This window comes from Trichormus variabilis 0441, from assembly GCF_009856605.1.
GTDB classification, from domain to species: domain Bacteria; phylum Cyanobacteriota; class Cyanobacteriia; order Cyanobacteriales; family Nostocaceae; genus Trichormus; species Trichormus variabilis.
In genome coordinates this window covers 246,340-266,032 of the sequence record NZ_CP047242.1, presented here as the reverse complement: position 1 = coordinate 266,032, position 19,693 = coordinate 246,340, and the positions used below count along the sequence as shown (strand labels likewise).

18 protein-coding genes are annotated in these 19,693 nt (G+C 43.3%); 6 read left to right on the top strand and 12 right to left on the bottom strand.

The genetic code is table 11. From position 1 onward, the window contains the following. Positions 1 to 13: 13 nt before the first annotated feature. The 4 genes from GSQ19_RS00935 to nifH form a co-directional block, all read right to left on the bottom strand. Complete coding sequence (locus tag GSQ19_RS00935) at positions 14 to 301, bottom strand: Mo-dependent nitrogenase C-terminal domain-containing protein (protein ID WP_011320930.1); 288 nt, start codon at positions 299 to 301, stop codon at positions 14 to 16. A 72-nt stretch (positions 302 to 373) separates the two neighbouring features. Continuing rightward, positions 374 to 1,912 (bottom strand): nitrogenase molybdenum-iron protein subunit beta, encoded by a 1,539-nt coding sequence (gene nifK, locus GSQ19_RS00930; RefSeq protein WP_011320929.1) that lies wholly within the window; start codon positions 1,910 to 1,912, stop codon positions 374 to 376. 72 nt (positions 1,913 to 1,984) lie between these two features. Then, positions 1,985 to 3,460: a nitrogenase molybdenum-iron protein alpha chain gene (gene nifD, locus GSQ19_RS00925; RefSeq protein ID WP_011320928.1), complete on the bottom strand. Its 1,476-nt coding sequence runs from the start codon at positions 3,458 to 3,460 to the stop codon at positions 1,985 to 1,987. Between the two features lie 87 nt (positions 3,461 to 3,547). Further along, the gene (gene nifH / locus GSQ19_RS00920) at positions 3,548 to 4,438 is read right to left on the bottom strand and encodes a nitrogenase iron protein (RefSeq protein WP_011320927.1); all 891 of its coding nucleotides are present in this window, start codon (positions 4,436 to 4,438) and stop codon (positions 3,548 to 3,550) included. On the opposite strand from nifH, the gene GSQ19_RS00915 reads away from it, so the two are divergent. Further along, positions 4,437 to 4,625, top strand: coding sequence for a hypothetical protein (locus tag GSQ19_RS00915; RefSeq protein ID WP_041456380.1), 189 nt, complete (start codon positions 4,437 to 4,439; stop codon positions 4,623 to 4,625). The genes nifH and GSQ19_RS00915 overlap by 2 nt on opposite strands. A gap of 14 nt (positions 4,626 to 4,639) precedes the next feature. Here the strand turns inward: GSQ19_RS00915 and nifU are convergent, their stop codons facing one another. From nifU to nifB, 3 genes are all read right to left on the bottom strand, one after another. Continuing rightward, positions 4,640 to 5,569 (bottom strand): Fe-S cluster assembly protein NifU, encoded by a 930-nt coding sequence (gene nifU / locus GSQ19_RS00910; RefSeq protein ID WP_011320926.1) that lies wholly within the window; start codon positions 5,567 to 5,569, stop codon positions 4,640 to 4,642. 77 nt (positions 5,570 to 5,646) lie between these two features. Further along, positions 5,647 to 6,843, bottom strand: coding sequence for a cysteine desulfurase NifS (gene nifS, locus GSQ19_RS00905; RefSeq protein WP_011320925.1), 1,197 nt, complete (start codon positions 6,841 to 6,843; stop codon positions 5,647 to 5,649). Between the two features lie 83 nt (positions 6,844 to 6,926). Beyond that, entirely contained in the window at positions 6,927 to 8,381 is a 1,455-nt protein-coding gene (gene nifB, locus GSQ19_RS00900) for a nitrogenase cofactor biosynthesis protein NifB (RefSeq protein ID WP_011320924.1), read from the bottom strand. A 1,236-nt stretch (positions 8,382 to 9,617) separates the two neighbouring features. Here nifB and GSQ19_RS00895 point away from each other — a divergent pair. Continuing rightward, positions 9,618 to 9,884, top strand: a complete 267-nt coding sequence (locus tag GSQ19_RS00895) for a nitrogen fixation protein NifZ (protein ID WP_011320923.1) — start codon at positions 9,618 to 9,620, stop codon at positions 9,882 to 9,884. Then, positions 9,881 to 10,084, top strand: coding sequence for a putative nitrogen fixation protein NifT (gene nifT / locus GSQ19_RS00890; protein ID WP_011320922.1), 204 nt, complete (start codon positions 9,881 to 9,883; stop codon positions 10,082 to 10,084). The genes GSQ19_RS00895 and nifT overlap by 4 nt, the downstream gene beginning before the upstream one ends. Before the next feature lie 254 nt (positions 10,085 to 10,338). Here the strand turns inward: nifT and GSQ19_RS00885 are convergent, their stop codons facing one another. Beyond that, a complete protein-coding gene (locus GSQ19_RS00885) occupies positions 10,339 to 11,082 on the bottom strand; it encodes a hypothetical protein (RefSeq protein ID WP_011320921.1) in 744 nt (247 codons plus the stop codon). A gap of 366 nt (positions 11,083 to 11,448) precedes the next feature. Between GSQ19_RS00885 and GSQ19_RS00880 the strand changes: the two genes are divergently transcribed. The 3 genes from GSQ19_RS00880 (at position 11,449) to GSQ19_RS00870 (ending at position 15,204) form a co-directional block, all read left to right on the top strand. Further along, on the top strand, positions 11,449 to 12,822 hold the full coding sequence (locus tag GSQ19_RS00880; protein WP_011320920.1) for a sulfatase: 1,374 nt from the start codon (positions 11,449 to 11,451) through the stop codon (positions 12,820 to 12,822). 101 nt (positions 12,823 to 12,923) lie between these two features. After that, positions 12,924 to 13,922 carry a formylglycine-generating enzyme family protein gene (locus tag GSQ19_RS00875; protein ID WP_011320919.1) on the top strand — a complete coding sequence of 333 codons (999 nt, stop codon included), beginning with the start codon at positions 12,924 to 12,926 and terminating at the stop codon, positions 13,920 to 13,922. A 328-nt stretch (positions 13,923 to 14,250) separates the two neighbouring features. Continuing rightward, positions 14,251 to 15,204 carry a D-2-hydroxyacid dehydrogenase gene (locus tag GSQ19_RS00870; protein WP_011320918.1) on the top strand — a complete coding sequence of 318 codons (954 nt, stop codon included), beginning with the start codon at positions 14,251 to 14,253 and terminating at the stop codon, positions 15,202 to 15,204. A gap of 103 nt (positions 15,205 to 15,307) precedes the next feature. Here the strand turns inward: GSQ19_RS00870 and GSQ19_RS00865 are convergent, their stop codons facing one another. The 4 genes from GSQ19_RS00865 to purU all read right to left on the bottom strand — a co-directional run bounded on the left by GSQ19_RS00865 (position 15,308) and on the right by purU (position 19,643). Next, entirely contained in the window at positions 15,308 to 15,718 is a 411-nt protein-coding gene (locus GSQ19_RS00865) for a heavy metal-responsive transcriptional regulator (RefSeq protein WP_011320917.1), read from the bottom strand. 91 nt (positions 15,719 to 15,809) lie between these two features. Further along, a complete protein-coding gene (locus tag GSQ19_RS29925; RefSeq protein WP_011320916.1) occupies positions 15,810 to 16,211 on the bottom strand; it encodes a hypothetical protein in 402 nt (133 codons plus the stop codon). Positions 16,212 to 16,225: 14 nt separating this feature from the next. Further along, positions 16,226 to 18,487 (bottom strand): heavy metal translocating P-type ATPase, encoded by a 2,262-nt coding sequence (locus GSQ19_RS00855; RefSeq protein ID WP_011320915.1) that lies wholly within the window; start codon positions 18,485 to 18,487, stop codon positions 16,226 to 16,228. Between the two features lie 301 nt (positions 18,488 to 18,788). Next, positions 18,789 to 19,643, bottom strand: a complete 855-nt coding sequence (gene purU, locus GSQ19_RS00850) for a formyltetrahydrofolate deformylase (protein WP_011320914.1) — start codon at positions 19,641 to 19,643, stop codon at positions 18,789 to 18,791. Between the last annotated feature and the right edge of the window lie 50 nt (positions 19,644 to 19,693).

Genomic DNA, 19,693 nt, shown 5'->3' with positions numbered 1-19,693 from the left:
GGGGCGCGGAGAGCTAGCAGATGTATCTGGTGATATCTTCGCCGCATTCATCAGAGAGGTAGGAGAGGCTGCGGAAGCGTAAGGCTATAAATTCGTCGTAGAGGGGATTGAGTTTGCAGAGTGGGGGGATGTGGATGGTGTGTCCCAGCAATGTAAGGGTTCGTTCAAAGGGACAGCAGCAGGGAATGAGGCGGCAAATTAGATGGGCGGTACGGCGATCGCACACTTGAATTTGATCTACCCATCGGCGTAGGGGGGAGAGAATATCGAAGTTTTCGGGGGTGTGGATGATGGTACTCATAACGGTCAAGATGGATTGAGTATGGGGGAAACGGTAATTGGCAGTTTTACCAAATTACCGATCGCCTAGTTACTATCGAATCAAGTCGTAGGAAATATCGGTTTTGGATGGAATGATGGTGTTACGATCCAACTCATCCAGAATGGTGTTAACTATCCAGTTGAGTAGGTTGATTGTGCCTTGGTAGCCGTAGGTGGCGTAGCGGTGTAGGTGGTGGCGGTCAAAGATGGGGTAGCCAATCCGTACAAATGGGGTTTTGGTGTCGCGCCAGAGATATTTACCGTAGGAGTTACCGATGAGCAAGTCTACAGGTTCGGTGAATAGCAAAGACCTCATGTGCCACAGGTCACGCCCACCGTGGATAGTAGCACCTTGACCAAAGGGGCTAGAGTCCAGTAATGCCCGCAGTTCTGCTTCAAAATGTTCGTTACTATTGCTGACAACGATGTGAACTGGTTCTGCACCGACTTCTAACAGGAATTGTGTCAAACCAATCACCAAATCAGGATCGCCATACATCGCCACGCGCTTACCGTGCAACCATGCTTGAGAATCGGTCAAGGCATCCACAGCGCGTCCGCGTTCATCTTCTAATTCTTGGGGAATTGGCTTGCCAGTTAACGCCGACAGTTTCATCAGAAATTCATCAGTGCCACGAATTCCGACTGGACGGTTAACATAAGTCTTGTGCTGCCATTCGTGTTCGATGTACTCACGAGTTTTAGTAGTGGCGTAAGCTTGCAGGGCAATGGTCGCTTCTGCATTGATGGAATCAGCCGCATCCTCTAGCTTAGTTCCGCCAGGATACATATTGTATTCCCCGTTATTTGGAGAATCCAGGTATTCTGAGTTATCTGCCAACAAGGTGTAGTTAATTCCCATCACATTGGCAATCCGTTTAATTTCGCGCAGGTTGCCAATATAGGTTTCAAATCCTGGAATAAAGTTGATTTTGCCGTTCGTGGTTTCTTTCTTCTTCCTGGCTGTCAAATTCGACAGAATCCCCTTCATCATATTGTCGTAACCCAAAATATGGGAACCTACAAAGCTGGGGGTGTGAGCATAAGGAACTGGGAAGTCTTCAGGCACAGCACCTTCCTCTTTTGCAGTTCTGATAAAAGCTTGCAGGTCATCTCCTATTACCTCTGCCATGCAGGTAGTGCAGACAGCAATCATCTTGGGCTTATATAGGTTGTAGGAAACTGCTAAACCTTCAACCAGGTTTTTTAGACCACCGAATACGGCTGCATCTTCTGTCATAGAGGAGGATACAGCAGAAAACGGTTCTTTGAAGTGGCGGGTTAAGTGACTACGGAAGTAAGCAACGCAACCTTGAGAACCATGTACGAAAGGTAGTGTACCTTCAAAACCCACGGCTGCCAAAATTGAGCCTAGAGGTTGACAAGCTTTCGCAGGGTTAACGGTCAAAGCTTGACGAGCAAAGTTCTTTTCGCGGTATTCCCAGGTTTTTGTCCACTCAGCAATGCGGGTAACTTCTTCGGGGTTGTGTCCACATTCAAACTCTTTCTTGGCTTGAAATAATTCTTGATATTCTTGCTGTTGGAAAAGTTCGGCGTGATCCTTAATCTTGTTTACATCATTTTGAGCCATTGGTAGTCTCCTTCAAAAAACTCTGCGTACCTTTGCGTAAACCTCTGCGTACCTTTGCGTTAAAAAAAGCTTTTACTTCTTCCAAGGAGCGCCAATCAAACTCCAGGTGGGGCTGTTGAGAGCTAGATCCATGTCACGGGCGAAGATGGCGAATCCGTCGTAGCCGTGGTATGGCCCGGAATAATCCCATGAGTGCATTTGCCGGAAGGGAAGCGCCATTTTTTGGAAGACGTACTTCTCTTTAATACCAGAGGCAATTAAATCGGGCTTGAGTGCTTTAACGAACTGCTCGAACTCATAAGCAGATACGTCATCGTAAATCAGAGTGCCGTTTTCTACGTAGTGGGTAGTGCGTTTGTAGTCGTCGTTGTGACCAAATTCATATCCTGTACCAATTAGCTTCATACCCAGGTCTTCAAATGCTGGTACAACGTGGCGAGGACGTAGACCACCAACCATGAGTGCAACGGTTTTTCCTTCTAAGCGGGAGCGGTACTTGTCAAGCACAGCCTTGGTTTGGGCTTCATACTTAGCGATGACTTCTTCTGTTTTTGCTTGAATGGTTTCGTCAAACTTGGCTGCAATTTCTCGTAATGACTTAGCAATTTGAGTGGGGCCGAAGAAGTTGTATTCTAACCACGGAATACCATAGGTTTCTTCCATGTGGCGGGCGATGTAGTTCATGGAGCGATAGCAGTGAACTAAGTTCAGTTTCACGCTGGGGGTAAGCATCATCTCATGAAGTGTGCCGTCGCCAGACCACTGCGCTACAACGCGCAACCCGATTTCTTCTAAGAGGATGCGACTAGACCAAGCATCACCGCCGATGTTGTAATCACCGATGATTGCTACATCGTAAGGGCCTGGTTCAAATCCGAGTGTGCCTTCTTTCTTGGCTTTGTCGGCTTTGGGGAATACCCAGTCGCGGATGGTGTCGTTAGCAATGTGGTGTCCCAGGGACTGAGACACACCCCGGAAGCCTTCGCAACGTACAGGAACAACGGTTTTGCCAGTATCTTTGGTTTTCTTCTTGGCAACGGCTTCGATGTCGTCTCCAATTAAACCGATGGGACATTCGGATTGTATGGAAATACCACGATTGAGGGGGAATAGTTCTTCAATTTCATCGATGAGTTTGGCGAGTTTTTTATCTCCACCAAATACGATGTCCCGTTCTTGGAAATCGGAGGTAAACTGCATTGTGCCGAAGGTATCGATACCAGTAGTACCGATATAATAGTTACGACGACCAGACCAGGAGTAGTAACCGCAACCGACCGGGCCGTGACTGATGTGGATCATGTCCTTGATTGGCCCCCAAACCACACCTTTAGAACCTGCATAGGCGCAACCACGGGTGGTCATTGTACCGGGAACTGATTTGATGTTGGATTTAACGCCGCAATCTGATTTGCCTTCTTCGTAAACGTTGAGGTGCTTTTCCCGTCTTTTACGTGATTTTTCGGGATAGGCTTGTAGCACATCTTGAATAAGTTCTTTTTTATCAACGACTGGCGTTGTTTCGTTTAAAGATTCGGTAGGTGACATAATTTTTGGGGATGAGGAAGTTGCTATTGGAGTTCCATGAAGTAAGGGCGAGTAGTGAGGGTTTCAGCCTCACTACGAGACAGAGTATTAGACTACTACTGCTTTGCCTGCGTCTTGAGCGATCGCTTTTTGATATTCTTCTTCGCCGCCAAGAATACCGAACTCCACCAGCAGTTCTTCCAATTCGTCCATTGAGATGGGGGTGGGGATGGTCAGTTTGGTATTTTCTTTGATTTTCTTCGCCAAGGTGCGGTATTCGTTGGCTTGGGGATGTTCGGTAGCGTATTCAATTACTGTCATCCGGCGCAGTTCTGCGTGTTGTACTACGTTGTTGCGAGGGACAAAGTGAATCATTTGGGTATTGAGTCTTTCAGCCAATGCTTCAATCAATTCGACTTCTCGGTCAACATTACGGCTGTTGCAGATGAGACCACCCAAGCGTACACCACCGGAGTGAGCATATTTCAAAATACCGCGAGCAATGTTGTTTGCCGCATACATCGCCATCATCTCACCGGAGCAAACGATATAGATTTCTTGTGCTTTCCCCTCCCGAATTGGCATGGCGAAACCACCACAAACAACGTCGCCTAATACGTCGTAAGAAACGAAATCGAGGTCTTCGTAAGCGCCGTTTTCTTCTAAGAAGTTAATGGCGGTGATGATACCACGTCCAGCGCAACCCACACCGGGTTCGGGGCCGCCAGACTCGACACACTTAACGCCTTGATAACCAGTCAATAATACTTCGTCCAGTTCTAAATCTTCGACTGCACCGCGTTCCGCAGCTAAGTGGAGAATGGTAGTTTGAGCTTTGCTGTGCAACATCAAACGAGTGGAGTCTGCTTTGGGGTCGCATCCGACAATCATGATGCGTTCGCCCATTTCTGCAAGACCAGCGATCGTGTTTTGCGAGGTTGTGGATTTACCGATACCACCTTTACCGTAGAAAGCGATTTGTCTAATGTTGTCAATCATGGTTGTTTCTCCTGCAATAATTTTCGTTGTTGGGATTTTATGGTTTGTGTTTGATGGCGGCGATCGCTCTAAAATAACTAGGCGATCGCTTTTGAGAACGGCCTTGGTGGCGATGAACTACGCCCTAACGGAGGTGAACGCTCTAAAACGTTGGGAACGAGAAAAGAGAAATTGTGCATCTATTTAGTTAGGTGAAAATTTTTATCTAGCTCTACTGACACTGAATAATGGGTCAACTGCTTCTACTCGCAAGCTTTGGCTAACACGCTCTTGTAATTTGGCTTCAACGGCAACTTTGAGGGTGGCGGTACTGCTAGGACAAGAACCACAAGCACCTTGCAATACTACTTGGACGTTATCTCCTTGCACATCGTACAGTTCGATATCTCCCCCATCAGCAATCAGTAGTGGTCTAACTTCTTCATCCAAAACTTTTTGAATCAAGGCGATTTTTTGGACAGTTGTTAGCTGTCGTGGGGATTGTTTCTGAGTAGTAGCGGCAATTTGTGTACTTAATTTGTAGCTAGTACCCACAGGTGCTGATTCCTTGATAACCGCAGAGATGAGGTCATCGATATCAGCTAGACAAGAACCGCAACCGCCACCAGCTTTGATATAACTTGTTACCTGTTCGGCAGTGGTGAGGTTGTTTTCCCGAATCACACGGCGAACTTTAGACTCGCTGATTCCAAAGCAGCGACAAACTAACGCCCCTTCATCATCATCATGAGCAGCTACAGGAATACCTCGATATTTGAAAATCGCTGCTTCTAAAGCTTCTTGCCCCATTACCGAACAGTGCATCTTGGCTTCTGGTAATCCCCCCAGGTATTCAGCAATCTCCTTATTGGTAACTTTCAGCGCTGCATCTAAAGTTAAACCCTTAACTAACTCAGTCAAAGCCGAGGAAGAAGCGATCGCACTGGTACAACCAAAGGTCTGAAAACGAGCATCCAGAATTTTATCAGTGTCTACTTCTATCTTCAGGTGCAGTCTCAAAGCATCTCCGCAGGCAATACTACCCACCTCACCAAAAACCACTGCCACACCTGCTTCGTTACTATCTGCGATCGCACCTTGGTTTTTGGGATTGTAAAAAAGCTCTAATACCTTCTCTGTATATTCCCACATAACTGATTTAGATTGTGTATTGATTATTTGTTTTGTTATTCGTTATGGATATCAAAGACACTTCCTCCTCTGCTCTCTCAATGAGCCAACGCTTCCTCCCTTCCTTGCAACCAATCAGCTTGGTCATTACTAAAGGGAGAGATAGCCCGCAGACGTTCAACAATTGGGGGCATGAGTTGGAGGACTTTATCTATTTCTGCTTCAGTGGTGTAGCGTGAAAGGCTGAAGCGAATCGAACCGTGGAGAATGGTATAGGGTAAGCCCATAGCCCGTAAAACATGGGAAGATTCTAAAGAACCAGAAGTACAGGCAGAACCCGAAGATGCACAGATGCCGTATTTATTGAGGGAGAGGAGAATCGCTTCGCCTTCGATGTATTTGAAACCGATATTGGTAGTGTTGGACAATCTAGAAGTAGGATGACCGTTGACTTCGGTATTGGGAATTGCCGATAGTAAACCTTGTTCCAGGCGATCGCGTAATGCCTTTTCCCGCTTCACATCTTTTAAGTGTATCTGGGCTAATTCTGCCGCTTTACCCAAGGCAATCATCCCTGGAACATTCTCTGTACCTGCTCTGCGTCCTCGCTCTTGGTGTCCACCCACTAACAGAGGACGAAATCTCACACCGCGTCTAATATACAGCGCACCGATACCTTTGGGTGCATGGAGTTTGTGACCGGAGAGGGTAAGCATATCAATGCTGCTAGTTTTGAGGTTGAGGGGAACTTTCCCCACCGCTTGCACTGCATCGACATGGAAGATAGCGCCTGCATCTTTCGCCCGTAACCCAATCTGTTCGATGGGGAATACTACGCCAGTTTCATTATTAGCGTACATGGTGGAAACTAAAGCCGTATCGCCGGTCAAGGCTGCTTCTAGTTCCAGCAAATCAATTTGTCCCTGACTATCTACAGATAAATAGGTAACTTTATAACCTTGTTTTTCCAGTTGTTTGCAGACATTAATTATGGCTGCGTGTTCTACCTGAGTAGTAATAATATGACGCTTTTCCGGTTGTGCGGCTAAAGCTGCCTTGATAGCTGCATTGTTGCCCTCAGTACCGCAACTGGTAAAGATAATTTCTGATTCTTCTGCTCCCAACAAGAAAGCAACTTGCCCCCTAGCTTGTTGTACAGCTTTACCTACTTGTCCGCCAAAGGTGTGCATTGATGAAGGATTGCCGTAAAACTCGGTGAGGTAAGGCAGCATCGCCGCTAGAACTTCTGCATCTACCTGAGTTGTGGCATTGTTATCTAAATAAATCACACTCATGCTTCGATTTATATTGTGTTTACTGAAAGACTTATCATTAAGACCGCAGAGGGAGCAGACGAGAGGGTTTTGACGATTATTTTCTAGTCCCTAGCCTCTAGAATCCATTTCTCGTAAAATTCCAAAGCCACCTTTTCAATCACGTCGTAAGCCTCAACTGTTTGTAAACCAGCCTTGAGTAATTGTTCTTGAGGACAGTTACCAATTTTCGAGACTAAAACGGCTTGGCAATCAGAGATAGCATGAATAATGTTGTCGAGAGTGGCTTCTTCTCCGTATCCACTTTGGCAATAATGGTCAATCTTGCGATGGCTGACAAATTTAGCACTTTTACCATCTACTTCGTAAATCATGAACTCTTTAGCATGACCAAAGTGTTGGTTAACTAAGCCACCGCCTTTAGTAGCGACTGCAACTAGAATTTTAGGACTATTGTTGAAAGATGTTGTCTGTAATGTCTCTACTACTTTTTCTTTGACGACTTGGATTTCTTTTTGGGATTTTTCAATACCTGCATGAACTGTTTGGCGTTGCTCCAAGTTGTACTCTGGAGCCATTTCCATGAATTTTTCTTTAGTAAATTCTTGACTGCGGTCTTCACCTAATAACCCTACCGCATCCGCGCGGCACTGGCGACAGTGGCGCATCATTTTCATATTGCCAGCACAGTTATCTTGTATTTGCTTCAGTTCTTTAGCTGTGGGGCCGCGTTGACCAGTCAAACCGAAGTGAGTACCATGTTCTGGGGCGGAAATTAGGGGCATGATGTTGTGCAGGAATGCACCTTTGGAACGGATGACTTGATTAACTTCTACTAAGTGTTCGTCATTTATTCCCGGAATCATGACCGAGTTAACTTTGCAGAGAATGTCTGCTTCTTGGAGGGCTTGCAATCCTTCCATCTGCTTTTCGTGCAGAATCTGAGCAGCTTCTATGCCTTTGTAGCGTTTGCGCCTATAGTGAACCCAAGGATAAATCTTTGTGCCGATTTCTGGGTCTACCATATTAATAGTAATGGTGACGTGATCAATGTTGAGTTGTTTAATGCGATCGACGTAATCGGGAAGCATTAATCCGTTGGTTGACAGGCAAAGTTTGATATCTGGTGCTTTCTCGGCAATTAACTCAAAGGTGCGGAAAGTCTTTTCAGGGTTCGCTAGGGGGTCTCCAGGCCCGGCAATTCCCAATACAGTCATTTGGGGAATTTTGCCAGCAATCACCAGGACTTTGTGCGCTGCTTCTTCTGGTGTGAGTAATTCACTAACTACACCAGGACGGCTTTCATTTGCACAGTCATACTTGCGATTACAATAGTTGCATTGGATGTTGCAAGCTGGTGCTACAGCAACGTGCATCCGTGCATAGTGGTGGTGTGCTTCTTCGCTATAACAAGGATGTTTTTCAATCCGCGCCTTGATTTTCTCATCTAAACCAGTTGTTGTATCTGTTTTGCTGCTACAACCACAACTATTAGATTTGGGTTGAGTTTTTGTTTGTGGAGTGGCAGATGTTAGAAGTCCTGTAGGTGGTGGTGTCATTGAATTTCGCTACTATTAGGGTAAGATGCTGAAACTTCAATCTCAGCCAGGAATTAAAGTCGCGTCTCTGAGAACCTGCCTACGTTACCAATGTTGGATTGTGGATTGGTGATTCCATCGAGAATCACAAATCTAAAATCCAAAATGGTTTGACTTTCGGCTAGTTTATCCACGTTGGGGATTTGGGGAAAATTTAGGCTTAAAACCGCAACTTCTATTCACCGTTAACTTTCGAGTTTGGTTAGCGCTTTGGGTGTTTAGCTATACGATGTTTTTATTTATAGCAGCCAATTGAAAACAAAAATTTGTGAGTGTTTTTTAGAATTTATTAAAATAATTAATTTTGTACTCAAGAAATGAAACCCAGAATCCACAAGGTTTCAGGAAATTTGAAAAAATTTTTTTAGGTATGGGTGCTAGTATTTTTCTGCCAGGGTACGAGTATTTATGATGAAGGGGTGTAAGTATTTATGTACTCACCTATAACCCAATACTAGCAATATTTTGGGTGTATTTTGACCTATTTTTTTGTTTTTTCTATATGTACTCAGATAGCTGGCGATCGCCTGCCCAAAGCATTATTCATTTGTTTTTGCTTCGAGATAAATAGCTGCAATAGTGAACTAATAGCTACTCCAGGGTTCTAGCAAAATGCAATTCTGTATCCAAAATAACACTTTCTTGATTTAAAAAAGTAATTTTAAAATAACTTTATATAAAATTGTGTCTTCATATACAGATTGACTATTGCAACTTCTGTGATGTGTTTACTTGCTCTATTGCAAGGATAACATACAGGCGGCAAAAATATTTGCTAGAGAACTTTTAATATTTATATTTTTACTCATTAATGTATATGTAGCTACAGAATTTTATTATTTCTTAGCAAAATGGTAATAGATTAAGCGTCTTGTAGCTTGATATACAGAAAATTCTTTTCACCGCAGTTATCTGCATTAACCAATGAGTACAAATTAGGATAGGAACTTCCACCAACCCTTGGTGCTACTTGATTCCACAGTAAATAATAACTCACTGCTGATAGGAAAAAATTCTCGTACCCTACCCTGAAAAAAACTTTTTTTAGCTGGGGACATCCGATGGTACGGGGATTGATATTAATTGAGTACAAATTAATATATGCACTGGAATGATCAGAGCTATCTGATATAAGTAGTCGTCATTAACTTTACAAATAAATCAATATCGATCAAAGATTTAAAGTCTTTCAGCATTATGCAATCAGATGAATTAGAACTAGACTTACCACCAGCATTTGAAATTGGCGCAAAAGTCAGAACTCGCAAGCTAATCCGTAACGATGGCACTTATCCTGGGCAAGAAATTGGGGCAACATTAGCAAAAAAAGGAGAGGTTGGCTATGTTGTCAGTATTGGTACATTTCTGCAAAATTCCTATATCTATGCAGTGCATTTTATCGAAAAGGGTTTTATTGTCGGTTGTCGCAAAAAAGAACTAGAAATTTTTGAGGAAATTAAATGAAAATCATGCTGCGCCAGAATTCTGCGGGAAATCTAATGGTTTATATTGCCAAAAAAGACCTGGAAGAAGAAGTAGTCAAGCAAACAGAGGGATCTGATGGTAAAGTCCTCACTTTAGCCAACGGTTGGGAATTAGCGATTCCTAATTTACAAGAACCTGTTCGATTACCGCAAACTGTAGAGGCTAAAAGGCTACTTTAGCAGTGCAGCTAACTTTTAGGTTCAAATTCATACCCTCAAGCATAGCAGAAAAATAAAGCGATCGCTCAAGGCAAACGCACCTTAAACTAGCACTTTAATAGTATTACGAAATTAATTAATGAGGGTTTTAATATTGAACTGGTACTAGCAGATAGTTTTGTAGTTTATTGATATTAACTATTCTGTGCTGTGTACCTATTCTCAAACAATTGAGATACAGAGAAAGAAGTTATACCGCCTACTAGAATAAGACCTTAAGACAGGCGTTTACCAGGTATCACACCCAATTTTTGTTTGACTCTAGTTTTGAGAATGAACCCAGTACCAAAAACAACAACCATCAATGCTGGTACAGAATTGGGTTCGGGAACTGTGGTCAAACGGAAACTATCAAATGTCCAAGCTCCACCGTCTGGATTTGTCCCATCATCAACTTGTAAACGGATACCTAAAGAGGAATATCCGTTATTAATAGCACTATTGAAAATTGAGGTGATATCAAAACTCAAAGTGTTTCCAGTTGCTAGATTGGCTGTACTAAAAGATCCTATAGTGGCAATGGATGGAGCTTGATAATCATATAAATTCTCCTCGTTGTTGCCAAGATAGCTAATAACCTTGATATTTCCCGTAAAAGGGAAGTCATTTTGAGCAGGAAACAGTCCACCTGACTGAAAAACATTAAAACTGACCGTCGCTAATGATGTAGTAGACAAGCCGGCAAGATTGTATTCAGAAAGACCGCGAATATCTTCGTTGTAATAGCTACCAACCTCATTCTTACCAGGAGGATTGCTAAATGGATTGCTGGTGCTGGAGCTAAAGTAAATACCATATCCGTTGGGATCAGGCCCACTAGAGACAGAAAATGCTAACCCTTGCACTGTTGCAGCTTTGACTGGAGAGGGTAGGGCGACGGAAAGAGTAGCAATTGCCGCTAATCCTATTGAGCCGATAGCGATCGCAGATCCTTTTTTGATTTGAGTTAGAGCTTTCATACGCTGAACTTTACTAGGTAAATGCTTGAGTTAATATTCCATCCTTGGTAAAAATTACCATCTATAATACAGCTTGTCTACCGATAAACCGTAAAAATAATTTTTCCTATATTTAGTGATGCCCTTAACACAAATTTAAGGAATAAATTTGGACAATCTTAAGTGCTTGACTTTGTTTTACTAGCCGTGTGATACTCCTAGCTGTAAGATTAACCCGGTATCTCAATCAAATTACCGTAGATATTTACTAAATAAACTTTATACCTCCCAAGCTTGTAAACAAGTTAATTGGGAACATTTCGCTATGTATATTTTTTTATACTTATCTGCTTCATATAGTTTCCATACTGAAAGGGAGATTAATCAATGACACAGTACATACATGGCGGTGTGAATCGTCGTAAGTTCTTAGGTATGACTGCTGCTGGTACTCTTATGGCCACAGCTAGTGCCAATTTATTCTCAAGAGCGACAGCCCAATCTAGTCGCCCAAATGTGGTGTTTATTTTAGTTGATGACATGGGTTGGGGCGACCTGAGCATCTATGGACGCACAGATTACGAAACTCCTAATCTAGACAGACTGGCACGGCAGGGAGTACGTTTCACGAATGCTTACGCGAATCAAACCGTTTGTACTCCTACACGGATAGCTTTCTTAACGGGACGATATCAAGCGCGATTACCCGTCGGCTTACGAGAACCTCTAGGCGCGCGCTCACAACCAGCTAGTAATAACATAGGAATACCAGCCAATCAACCCACCATAGCCTCACTACTGAAAGCAAATGGTTATGAAACTGCGTTGGTTGGTAAGTGGCACGCTGGTTATCCCCCTAACTTTGGGCCTCTCCAAAAGGGCTTTGACGAGTACTTTGGACACTTAAGCGGTGGAATTGAATATTTCACGCATACAGGTACAGATCGGATACTGGATCTCTATGAAAATGATGTACCTGTACAGCGTTCTGGGTATGTTACAGATTTGTTTACAGACAGAGCAGTTGAATTCATCCAACGTCCACACTCTCGCCCATTTTATCTAAGTTTGCACTACAATGCGCCCCATTGGCCTTGGCAGGGGCCAAATGATCAAGCATCAACTGCTTTTTATCTGACTAATGGTTATACAGTAGGTGGTTCACAAGCAACCTATGCTGCAATGGTCAAGAGTTTGGATGACGGAGTTGGCAGAGTATTAGACGCACTGGAAGCAAGCGGACAAGCTGATAATACCTTGGTAATTTTTACCAGTGATAATGGTGGCGAAAGATTCTCTAACTTTGGGCCATTCCGGGGGCAAAAGGCTAGTTTATATGAAGGTGGTATACGAGTACCTGCCATCATTCGCTATCCAGGTGTGACTCAAGCTAATCAAGTGAGCAATCAGGTGATTATCACTTTTGATTTAACTGCAACTATTCTTGCTGCCACTGGCACAAGTTTCCATCCCAACTATCCACCAGATGGTCAAAATTTACTTCCCTTACTACGTGGCGATCGCAGTGAGTTTTCCCGCACCTTGTTTTGGCGTTATGGGGCGGCGTTAACAACAAGGCAAAGAGCTGTGCGAAGCGGTGACTGGAAGTATTGGAGACGAGGAAACCAAGAAGCTTTGTTTAACTTAGCAACTGATCCAGGCGAAACAACAGACCTCAAGGATAGTAATGCACAGGTATTTACACGACTACGCAACCAATTCCAACATTGGGAATTACAAATGTTGCCTTATGGATCTTAACTTTTAAGAAATAGGGATGTAGGGAAAAATTCAGTTCTTCTTTTATTCATACCCTCTACTCCCTCTTTCCAGTTTGGGTTAATTACGTTAGATAACAGTTCATGAAACAGCATAGACAAAGTGAGGTAGCGATCGCCACACCAAAGCCCAAATCTCCAGGCAGACCACCAGGCAAAGATATGGTTTGGATACCGGGTGATACATTTACAATGGGGTCAGATGATCATTACCCAGAAGAAGCACCCACTCGGCGCGTTACCGTCACTGGATTCTGGATGGATAAATATGCTGTGACAAATAAACAGTTTCAGCGATTCGTTAAGGAAACTAAATATGTTACCGTTGCTGAACGCTCACCAAATCCAGAGGATTATCCGGGAGCTTTACCAGAATTACTAGTACCTGCCTCGTTAGTTTTTGAGCAACCACCTTATCGAGTTGATTTAAACTCCTGTAATTGGTGGAATTATGTTCCCGGCGCAAACTGGAGAAATCCCGAAGGGCCTGGTAGTTCAATTAAAGGACGGGAAAACTATCCTGTTGTGCATATTGCTTACGAGGATGCTGAGGCATATGCAAAATGGGCAGGGAAAGCATTACCAACGGAAGCACAATGGGAATTTGCAGCCCGTGGTGGTTTAGAAAGTGCTGTTTATGTCTGGGGTAATGAGTTTTTCCACAACAAGTTATTAGCTAACATCTGGCAAGGGGAGTTTCCTTGGCAAAACCTCAAATCTCACCCACCCCGACCGGAACCCGTCGGCTCTTACCCTCCTAATAACTATGGTTTGTATGATATGACGGGTAATGTTTGGGAATGGACAATGGATTGGTATCGTTCACAACCTCTCCCATCCAAACCAAAATCTTGTTGTATTCCCGTCAATCCCAGAGGCGGGACTTTGGAAGAAAGTTTTGACCCAAACTTTTCAGACATCCGTATTCCCAGAAAAGTCTTGAAAGGTGGATCTTTTCTTTGTGCAGAAAATTATTGCTTTCGCTATCGTCCAGCCGCCCGCCACGCAGAAACAATAGACACTTCAACCTGCCATATTGGATTCCGTTGTGTATCATCCCATGAGAGCCAAGGACAGGGTTGACAGTTGGTTGGTATATACTTTTATTCTTAAAATTTGTATCTGCTTTACCTGTAGTCTGCGTTAATTTTTGCTTTTTAAATTAACTAGTTGGCTCAAAAATCTCTGTATTTCGTAAATGAGAATGGTGATCCAGCACTTGGGGAGGGGAAGCACTGTGTTTAATTATTTTATAATACGGTAAATCTATCAAGATGCTGTACAATACTTGTAGTTATGAGTGGTTCCTTCGATTGTTTGCACTTGATGGCAACACCAAGGAAGTACACGAGCGCGAACACCGCCCAGGTAAAACTCTGGAGAATTGACAATTGACGTAAAGGATTAACCCGTGGTCAAACTAATTTTACCTGTAGAGCTTGCTAATGAGATTTCCCCACGGCTACCATCAGATACAAAATTTGTGCAGGTAGATAGTGATGGTAATTTTGATGGTGATGCTAGTGATGCAGAGATTTACCTCAACGGCTTTAAATTGAAACCAACGACTTTACATAAAGTTCTAGAGGCTGCCCCTGGAATACGTTGGCAACAGACACCTAGTGCTGGTGTGAATCACATTCTCACACCCATTTTTCTGGAACATGATATTATCCTCACCAATGGCGCGGGGGTTCATGCAATTCCCATTTCCGAGTTTGTCTTAAGTTTGATCCTTTATCACGCCAAACAGTTACGACAACTGCAAGCTGCTCACGATCAACGCATTTGGCGAAAAAGCTGGTTGGTACTACCAGAGTTAGCAAAATCAACAGTATTAATTCTCGGTACTGGGAATATAGGTCAAGCGATCGCATCTCGTCTTAAAGCATTTGGGGCGATAGTTTGGGGTGGTCGTCGTCGCCCTGAACCTCTAGCTAATTTTGATAAAATCTTTGTTGGCAATGAATGGCACGCATTGTTACCAGAAGTTGACTATCTAGTTGTAGCCACACCTCTGACACCAGAAACTAAAGCCTTAATTGATGAAGAAGTACTGCGATCGCTACCTAGTCATGCTTATTTAATTAACGTCGGTCGTGGTGCAGTTGTAGACGAATCAGCCTTAACTAAAGCCCTCACCGAAGGTTGGATTGGAGGTGCAGGATTAGACACAGTTTCTATTGAACCTTTACCACCCGAAAGTCATTTATGGTCTTTACCCAACCTCTTTATTACACCCCATACATCCGCAATTTCCCCAGTATTAAAAGAACGCATCGCTACCTTATTTCTCGATAATCTAGAGCGTTACCGTACTGGTCAGTCTTTACGAAATATAGTCGATAAGCAAGCAGGATACTAAATAAGTTTGCAATTAACCCTTTTTCATTACTTTCATAAAACAAATTAACAATCATCAATCCACTTGTTTGAGCTTTTTCTATAACATTGCTAACATTATCTAATTAATTTTCAATAATTGGGCAAATAGTTGTAGAAGAATTATCAGGCTTGATTTCCCAGCCAGAAAGTAATCCTGATAATTCTTGTCTCAAAATTAGTAATTGCTGAATTTGTTCATCAATAGCTTTTACTTTATCTTCTAGTTTAATTTTGATATGCTCACAAGGTAACTGTCCTCTATCGTGGACGTTTAAAAATTCCTTGATTTCTGACAAGCTTAATCCTAAACTTTGAGCGCGTTTAATAAAGTGTAGTCTTGCCAAAACATCAGAGTTAAATAATCTAAATCCTCCCTCGGTTCTGCCTGATGATGTGAGTAGACCAAGTTCTTCATAGTAGCGGATAGTTTTAATTGGTACGCCGCTTTCTTTGGCAACTACGCCAATTTGTTTTGCTTCTGTTTGGGCTAACATACTTACCAAACCTTCGGTCAGATATGATTGCTGATCTTATACTAAACTCTCCAGCTAACTAGAGAGTCAACAACTTGGATCATATCCCCCGTCAATGCTGAATATTCTCATCTGTGGCAACTGCTGTTTGTGATTTGGGTTTACTCAGCAAGAACCACCAGAGTTCTAAGCCAATTAGCCCTAATCCGCCGAGGGTAATGGCTAACTTTTTTCCTAATGGCTGGTTAATGGGTGGAAATGGATTGGTTTGGGCTGAGTGTGGCTTATGTGATGTTTGTAATGCTGCTTGAGCAGATGGGACTTCCAGATAAAAAAATATCCAAAATGTAGTGTGCGTCAGTGTGAATAATTTCTGAGTATAGTTAGATTCTATGGCACTGACGCACCCTACTAAACCATGAATTTCGGATAATTTATTTTTTGTTGTTCCCGATGCAATTGTTAATGCAAGTCCTAAACTGGCTATACTGCCGATGAGTGCTGTTTTGTTCACCGTTGAAAAACCTCTTATGCAGGTGTTTTAGGTTGAAATTTACGTAAACGCAGAGCATTTGTGACGACGGAAACTGAGCTAAAAGCCATTGCTGCACCGGCGATGATGGGATTAAGTAACCAACCGAAGATAGGGAAGAGAATCCCGGCGGCGATGGGGATACCTGCAACGTTGTAAATAAAGGCAAAAAATAGGTTTTGGCGGATGTTGTAAATTGTGGCGCGGCTGAGTTGAATGGCTGTAACTATGGCTTGCAAATCGCCAGAAATCAGGGTAATATCACTGGCAGCGATCGCCACATCTGTACCTGTACCAATGGCAATTCCCACATCGGCTTGAGCTAAAGCTGGTGCATCATTAATCCCATCACCAACCATTGCGACAATTTTGCCTTCTGCTTGTATTGCTTGGACTGTAGCGGCTTTTTGGTCGGGACGGACTTCTGCTAACACTCTTTTAATCCCCACCTCACGGGCGATACTTGCGGCGGTGCGGCGATTGTCGCCTGTGAGCATGACAACTTCTAAACCAAGTTTTTGCAATGCTCTGATAGCTTGGGTGGAAGTGGGTTTAATGGCATCAGCAATTCCCATTAATCCGGCAATTTCCCCGTCAACTGCCAACCACACGGCTGTTTTACCCAGATATTCTAAGCGTTCTTTGTCTGGCTGCAAAGCTTGAGTGTTAATACTTAATTCTTCCATCCAGCGTTGTGTACCAATCTGCACAAGATGGTGAGCAACAATACCTTGCACACCACTACCTACCACGGCGGCAAAGTCTGTGACATTTGCTAAAGTTACTTCCTGAGATTGAGCATATCTCACAACTGCTTCTGCAAGGGGATGTTCAGAATTGCGTTCTAGGGATGCGGCTAACTGTATCAGCTTAATTTCATTGCTGTTAACAGTACCGTTAACTGCGACAAAATCTGTAACTGTTGGTTTACCTTGGGTAATTGTGCCGGTTTTATCTAAGACAATTGTGTGAATTTGGTGCGCTAATTCTAAGCTTTCAGCGCCTTTAATTAAAATTCCGTTTTCTGCACCTTTACCAGTACCTACCATCACTGAAGTTGGGGTGGCTAAACCCAAAGCACAAGGACAAGCGATAATTAACACTCCAACAGTGGTCATCAATGCCAGGGTGATATTACCCATGAAGTTATACCAAATAATAAAGGTGAGAATAGCGATCGCAATTACCGCCGGCACAAACCACCCTGTAACTTGGTCTGCTAGTCTTTGAATAGGAGCTTTTGAGCCTTGGGCTTGCTGCACTAGTTGGACAATCTGCGCCAGTACAGTGTCTTTCCCAACTCTGGTGGCTCGAAACTGAAAACTGCCAGTTTTATTGATAGTTGCACCTATAACTTCATCCCCTGGTTGTTTTTGCACAGGTATACTTTCCCCAGTCACCATCGCTTCATCAATTGTGGATGTCCCGTCAATTACTTCTCCATCAACGGGAATTTTTTCCCCAGGACGAACCAGCACAATATCACCAATTTCTACTTCCTCAATCGGTACATCTACTTCTCGTCCGTTGCGAATCAACCGGGCTGTTTTCGCTTGTAAACCGATCAGCTTGCGGATAGCTTCTGAGGTTTGTCCTTTGGCACGATTCTCGAACAGTCGCCCCAACAAAATCAAAGTAATGACAATTGCCGCAGTTTCATAATACACATCCGGCATCAATCCCTGGGCGATGAAGAAGCCCGGAAATAAAGTTGCGAATAGGGAATAGAAATATGCTGCACTTGTACCTAAAACAATTAGGGTATCCATTGTGGCAGCATGGCGCTGGAAAGCTTTCCAGCTGTTGATGTAGAAGGAGTAACCACACCAAAACTGTACAGGAGTGGTGAGGATTAATTGCAGCCAAGGGTTATGCAGCCATGTAGGAATGCTAGGCAGGTGTAACCCTGTCATCATTGGTAGTGAGCCAATCACCAGCACGATACTGATGATGCCCCCTACTGTTACCTTTCGCCGCAAATCACGGGATTCTTGCAGACGATATCTTTTTTCTTCATCATCGTCTCCCGCCATCAAGTTTTGTTCTTGGAGGGGAGATGCAGAATAACCTGCTGCATTCACTGCGTTTTGGATGGCTTGTAAATCCGTTTTTCTGGGGTCATAATTAACTGTTGCCTGTTCTGTCCCAAAGTTCACACTACAGTCATGGACACCTGGGACAGAATTAATAGTATCTGCAATACTTTTAGCGCAGGAAGCGCAACTCATACCGCGTAGCTTGAGTGTCACATTCTTCATATGCAGACTCCAATGATCAAGTCTTATTCAAGACTGATTTCATCTTGAATCCTCCAGTGAACTGGAGTGTCAAGAGGGTAGAGGAAAAGAATTGGCACTACGCAAAAAATCTGTTATGGTGATCGCCTAGTGTCTCATAGGGTAGCGATCGTAAATTATTCGGCGTTGCTGATTAGTGGGATGATTTTTGTCTCACGCATTCGCCGCAAGGCGTTCCCGCAGGGTAGGCGCAAAGGCGCAAAGAATCAATATTTTGCTGTGTACAAAAGTCCCAATTCATCCCGCATTTATGCAACGCCAATTATTCAAAAACTACAGTACGATTTCCATAAACTAAAACCCGATTTTGCAGATGTAGGCGCACGGCTCTAGCTAATACGACTCGCTCTAAATCCTTACCTTTTCTAATTAAATCCTCAACTTCATCGCGGTGGCTAACTCTAACTACATCTTGTTCAATAATTGGCCCGGCATCTAATTCTGGAGTAGCATAGTGGGCTGTAGCACCAATAACTTTCACACCGCGTTCAAAAGCTCTATGGTAGGGATTTGCGCCTACGAAGGCTGGTAAGAATGAGTGATGAATATTAATAATTTGCGGAAATTTCGTAATAAAATCTGCACTAACAATTTGCATATATTTTGCCAATACAACTAAATCAATTTTATATTTTTGCAGTAATTCTAATTGTTGGTCTTCCTGTTCAGTTTTGTTATCTTTATTAATAGGAATATGGTAAAAGTCGATGCCAAATTGCTCCGCAACTACTTTTAAATGGGGATGATTACTAATAATTAAGGGAATATCAACAGCGATTTCTTTGGCGCGTTGTCTCCAAATTAAATCATAAAGGCAATGGTCTTGGCGACTTACCCAAATGGCAATACGTGGGATTGTATCAGAAAAATGTAGCTCCCACTTAGCGCCTAGAGGTTGAGCGATCGCATTAAATGCGGCCCCAATAATCTCTCGCGGCAAATTGAAACCCTCTAACTGCCATTCAATGCGAGTGAGGAATAACCCAGCCGCAAAATCGGTATGTTGGTCAGCGTGGATAATATTTCCACCATTGGCGTAGATAAAGTTAGCGATTTTAGCGACTAATCCCCGTTGGTCGGGACATGAAATTAGTAAGGTTGCAGTCGGGTTGGTCACGTCAGTTCGCTCCGAAGTTAAAATTCAAAATTAACAATACCCATGAATCA

Coding starts and splice junctions, on each gene's coding strand:
- GSQ19_RS00865 (WP_011320917.1), bottom strand. CDS start 15,718: ATGTTAGCCCAAACAGAAGCAAAACAAATTGGCGTAGTTGCCAAAGAA.
- GSQ19_RS00875 (WP_011320919.1), top strand. CDS start 12,924: ATGAAACAGCATAGACAAAGTGAGGTAGCGATCGCCACACCAAAGCCC.
- nifB (WP_011320924.1), bottom strand. CDS start 8,381: ATGACACCACCACCTACAGGACTTCTAACATCTGCCACTCCACAAACA.
- GSQ19_RS00935 (WP_011320930.1), bottom strand. CDS start 301: ATGAGTACCATCATCCACACCCCCGAAAACTTCGATATTCTCTCCCCC.
- nifS (WP_011320925.1), bottom strand. CDS start 6,843: ATGAGTGTGATTTATTTAGATAACAATGCCACAACTCAGGTAGATGCA.
- GSQ19_RS00855 (WP_011320915.1), bottom strand. CDS start 18,487: ATGAAGAATGTGACACTCAAGCTACGCGGTATGAGTTGCGCTTCCTGC.
- nifU (WP_011320926.1), bottom strand. CDS start 5,569: ATGTGGGAATATACAGAGAAGGTATTAGAGCTTTTTTACAATCCCAAA.
- nifK (WP_011320929.1), bottom strand. CDS start 1,912: ATGGCTCAAAATGATGTAAACAAGATTAAGGATCACGCCGAACTTTTC.
- GSQ19_RS00880 (WP_011320920.1), top strand. CDS start 11,449: ATGACACAGTACATACATGGCGGTGTGAATCGTCGTAAGTTCTTAGGT.
- nifD (WP_011320928.1), bottom strand. CDS start 3,460: ATGTCACCTACCGAATCTTTAAACGAAACAACGCCAGTCGTTGATAAA.
- nifH (WP_011320927.1), bottom strand. CDS start 4,438: ATGATTGACAACATTAGACAAATCGCTTTCTACGGTAAAGGTGGTATC.
- nifT (WP_011320922.1), top strand. CDS start 9,881: ATGAAAATCATGCTGCGCCAGAATTCTGCGGGAAATCTAATGGTTTAT.
- GSQ19_RS00885 (WP_011320921.1), bottom strand. CDS start 11,082: ATGAAAGCTCTAACTCAAATCAAAAAAGGATCTGCGATCGCTATCGGC.
- GSQ19_RS00915 (WP_041456380.1), top strand. CDS start 4,437: ATGGTTGTTTCTCCTGCAATAATTTTCGTTGTTGGGATTTTATGGTTT.
- GSQ19_RS00895 (WP_011320923.1), top strand. CDS start 9,618: ATGCAATCAGATGAATTAGAACTAGACTTACCACCAGCATTTGAAATT.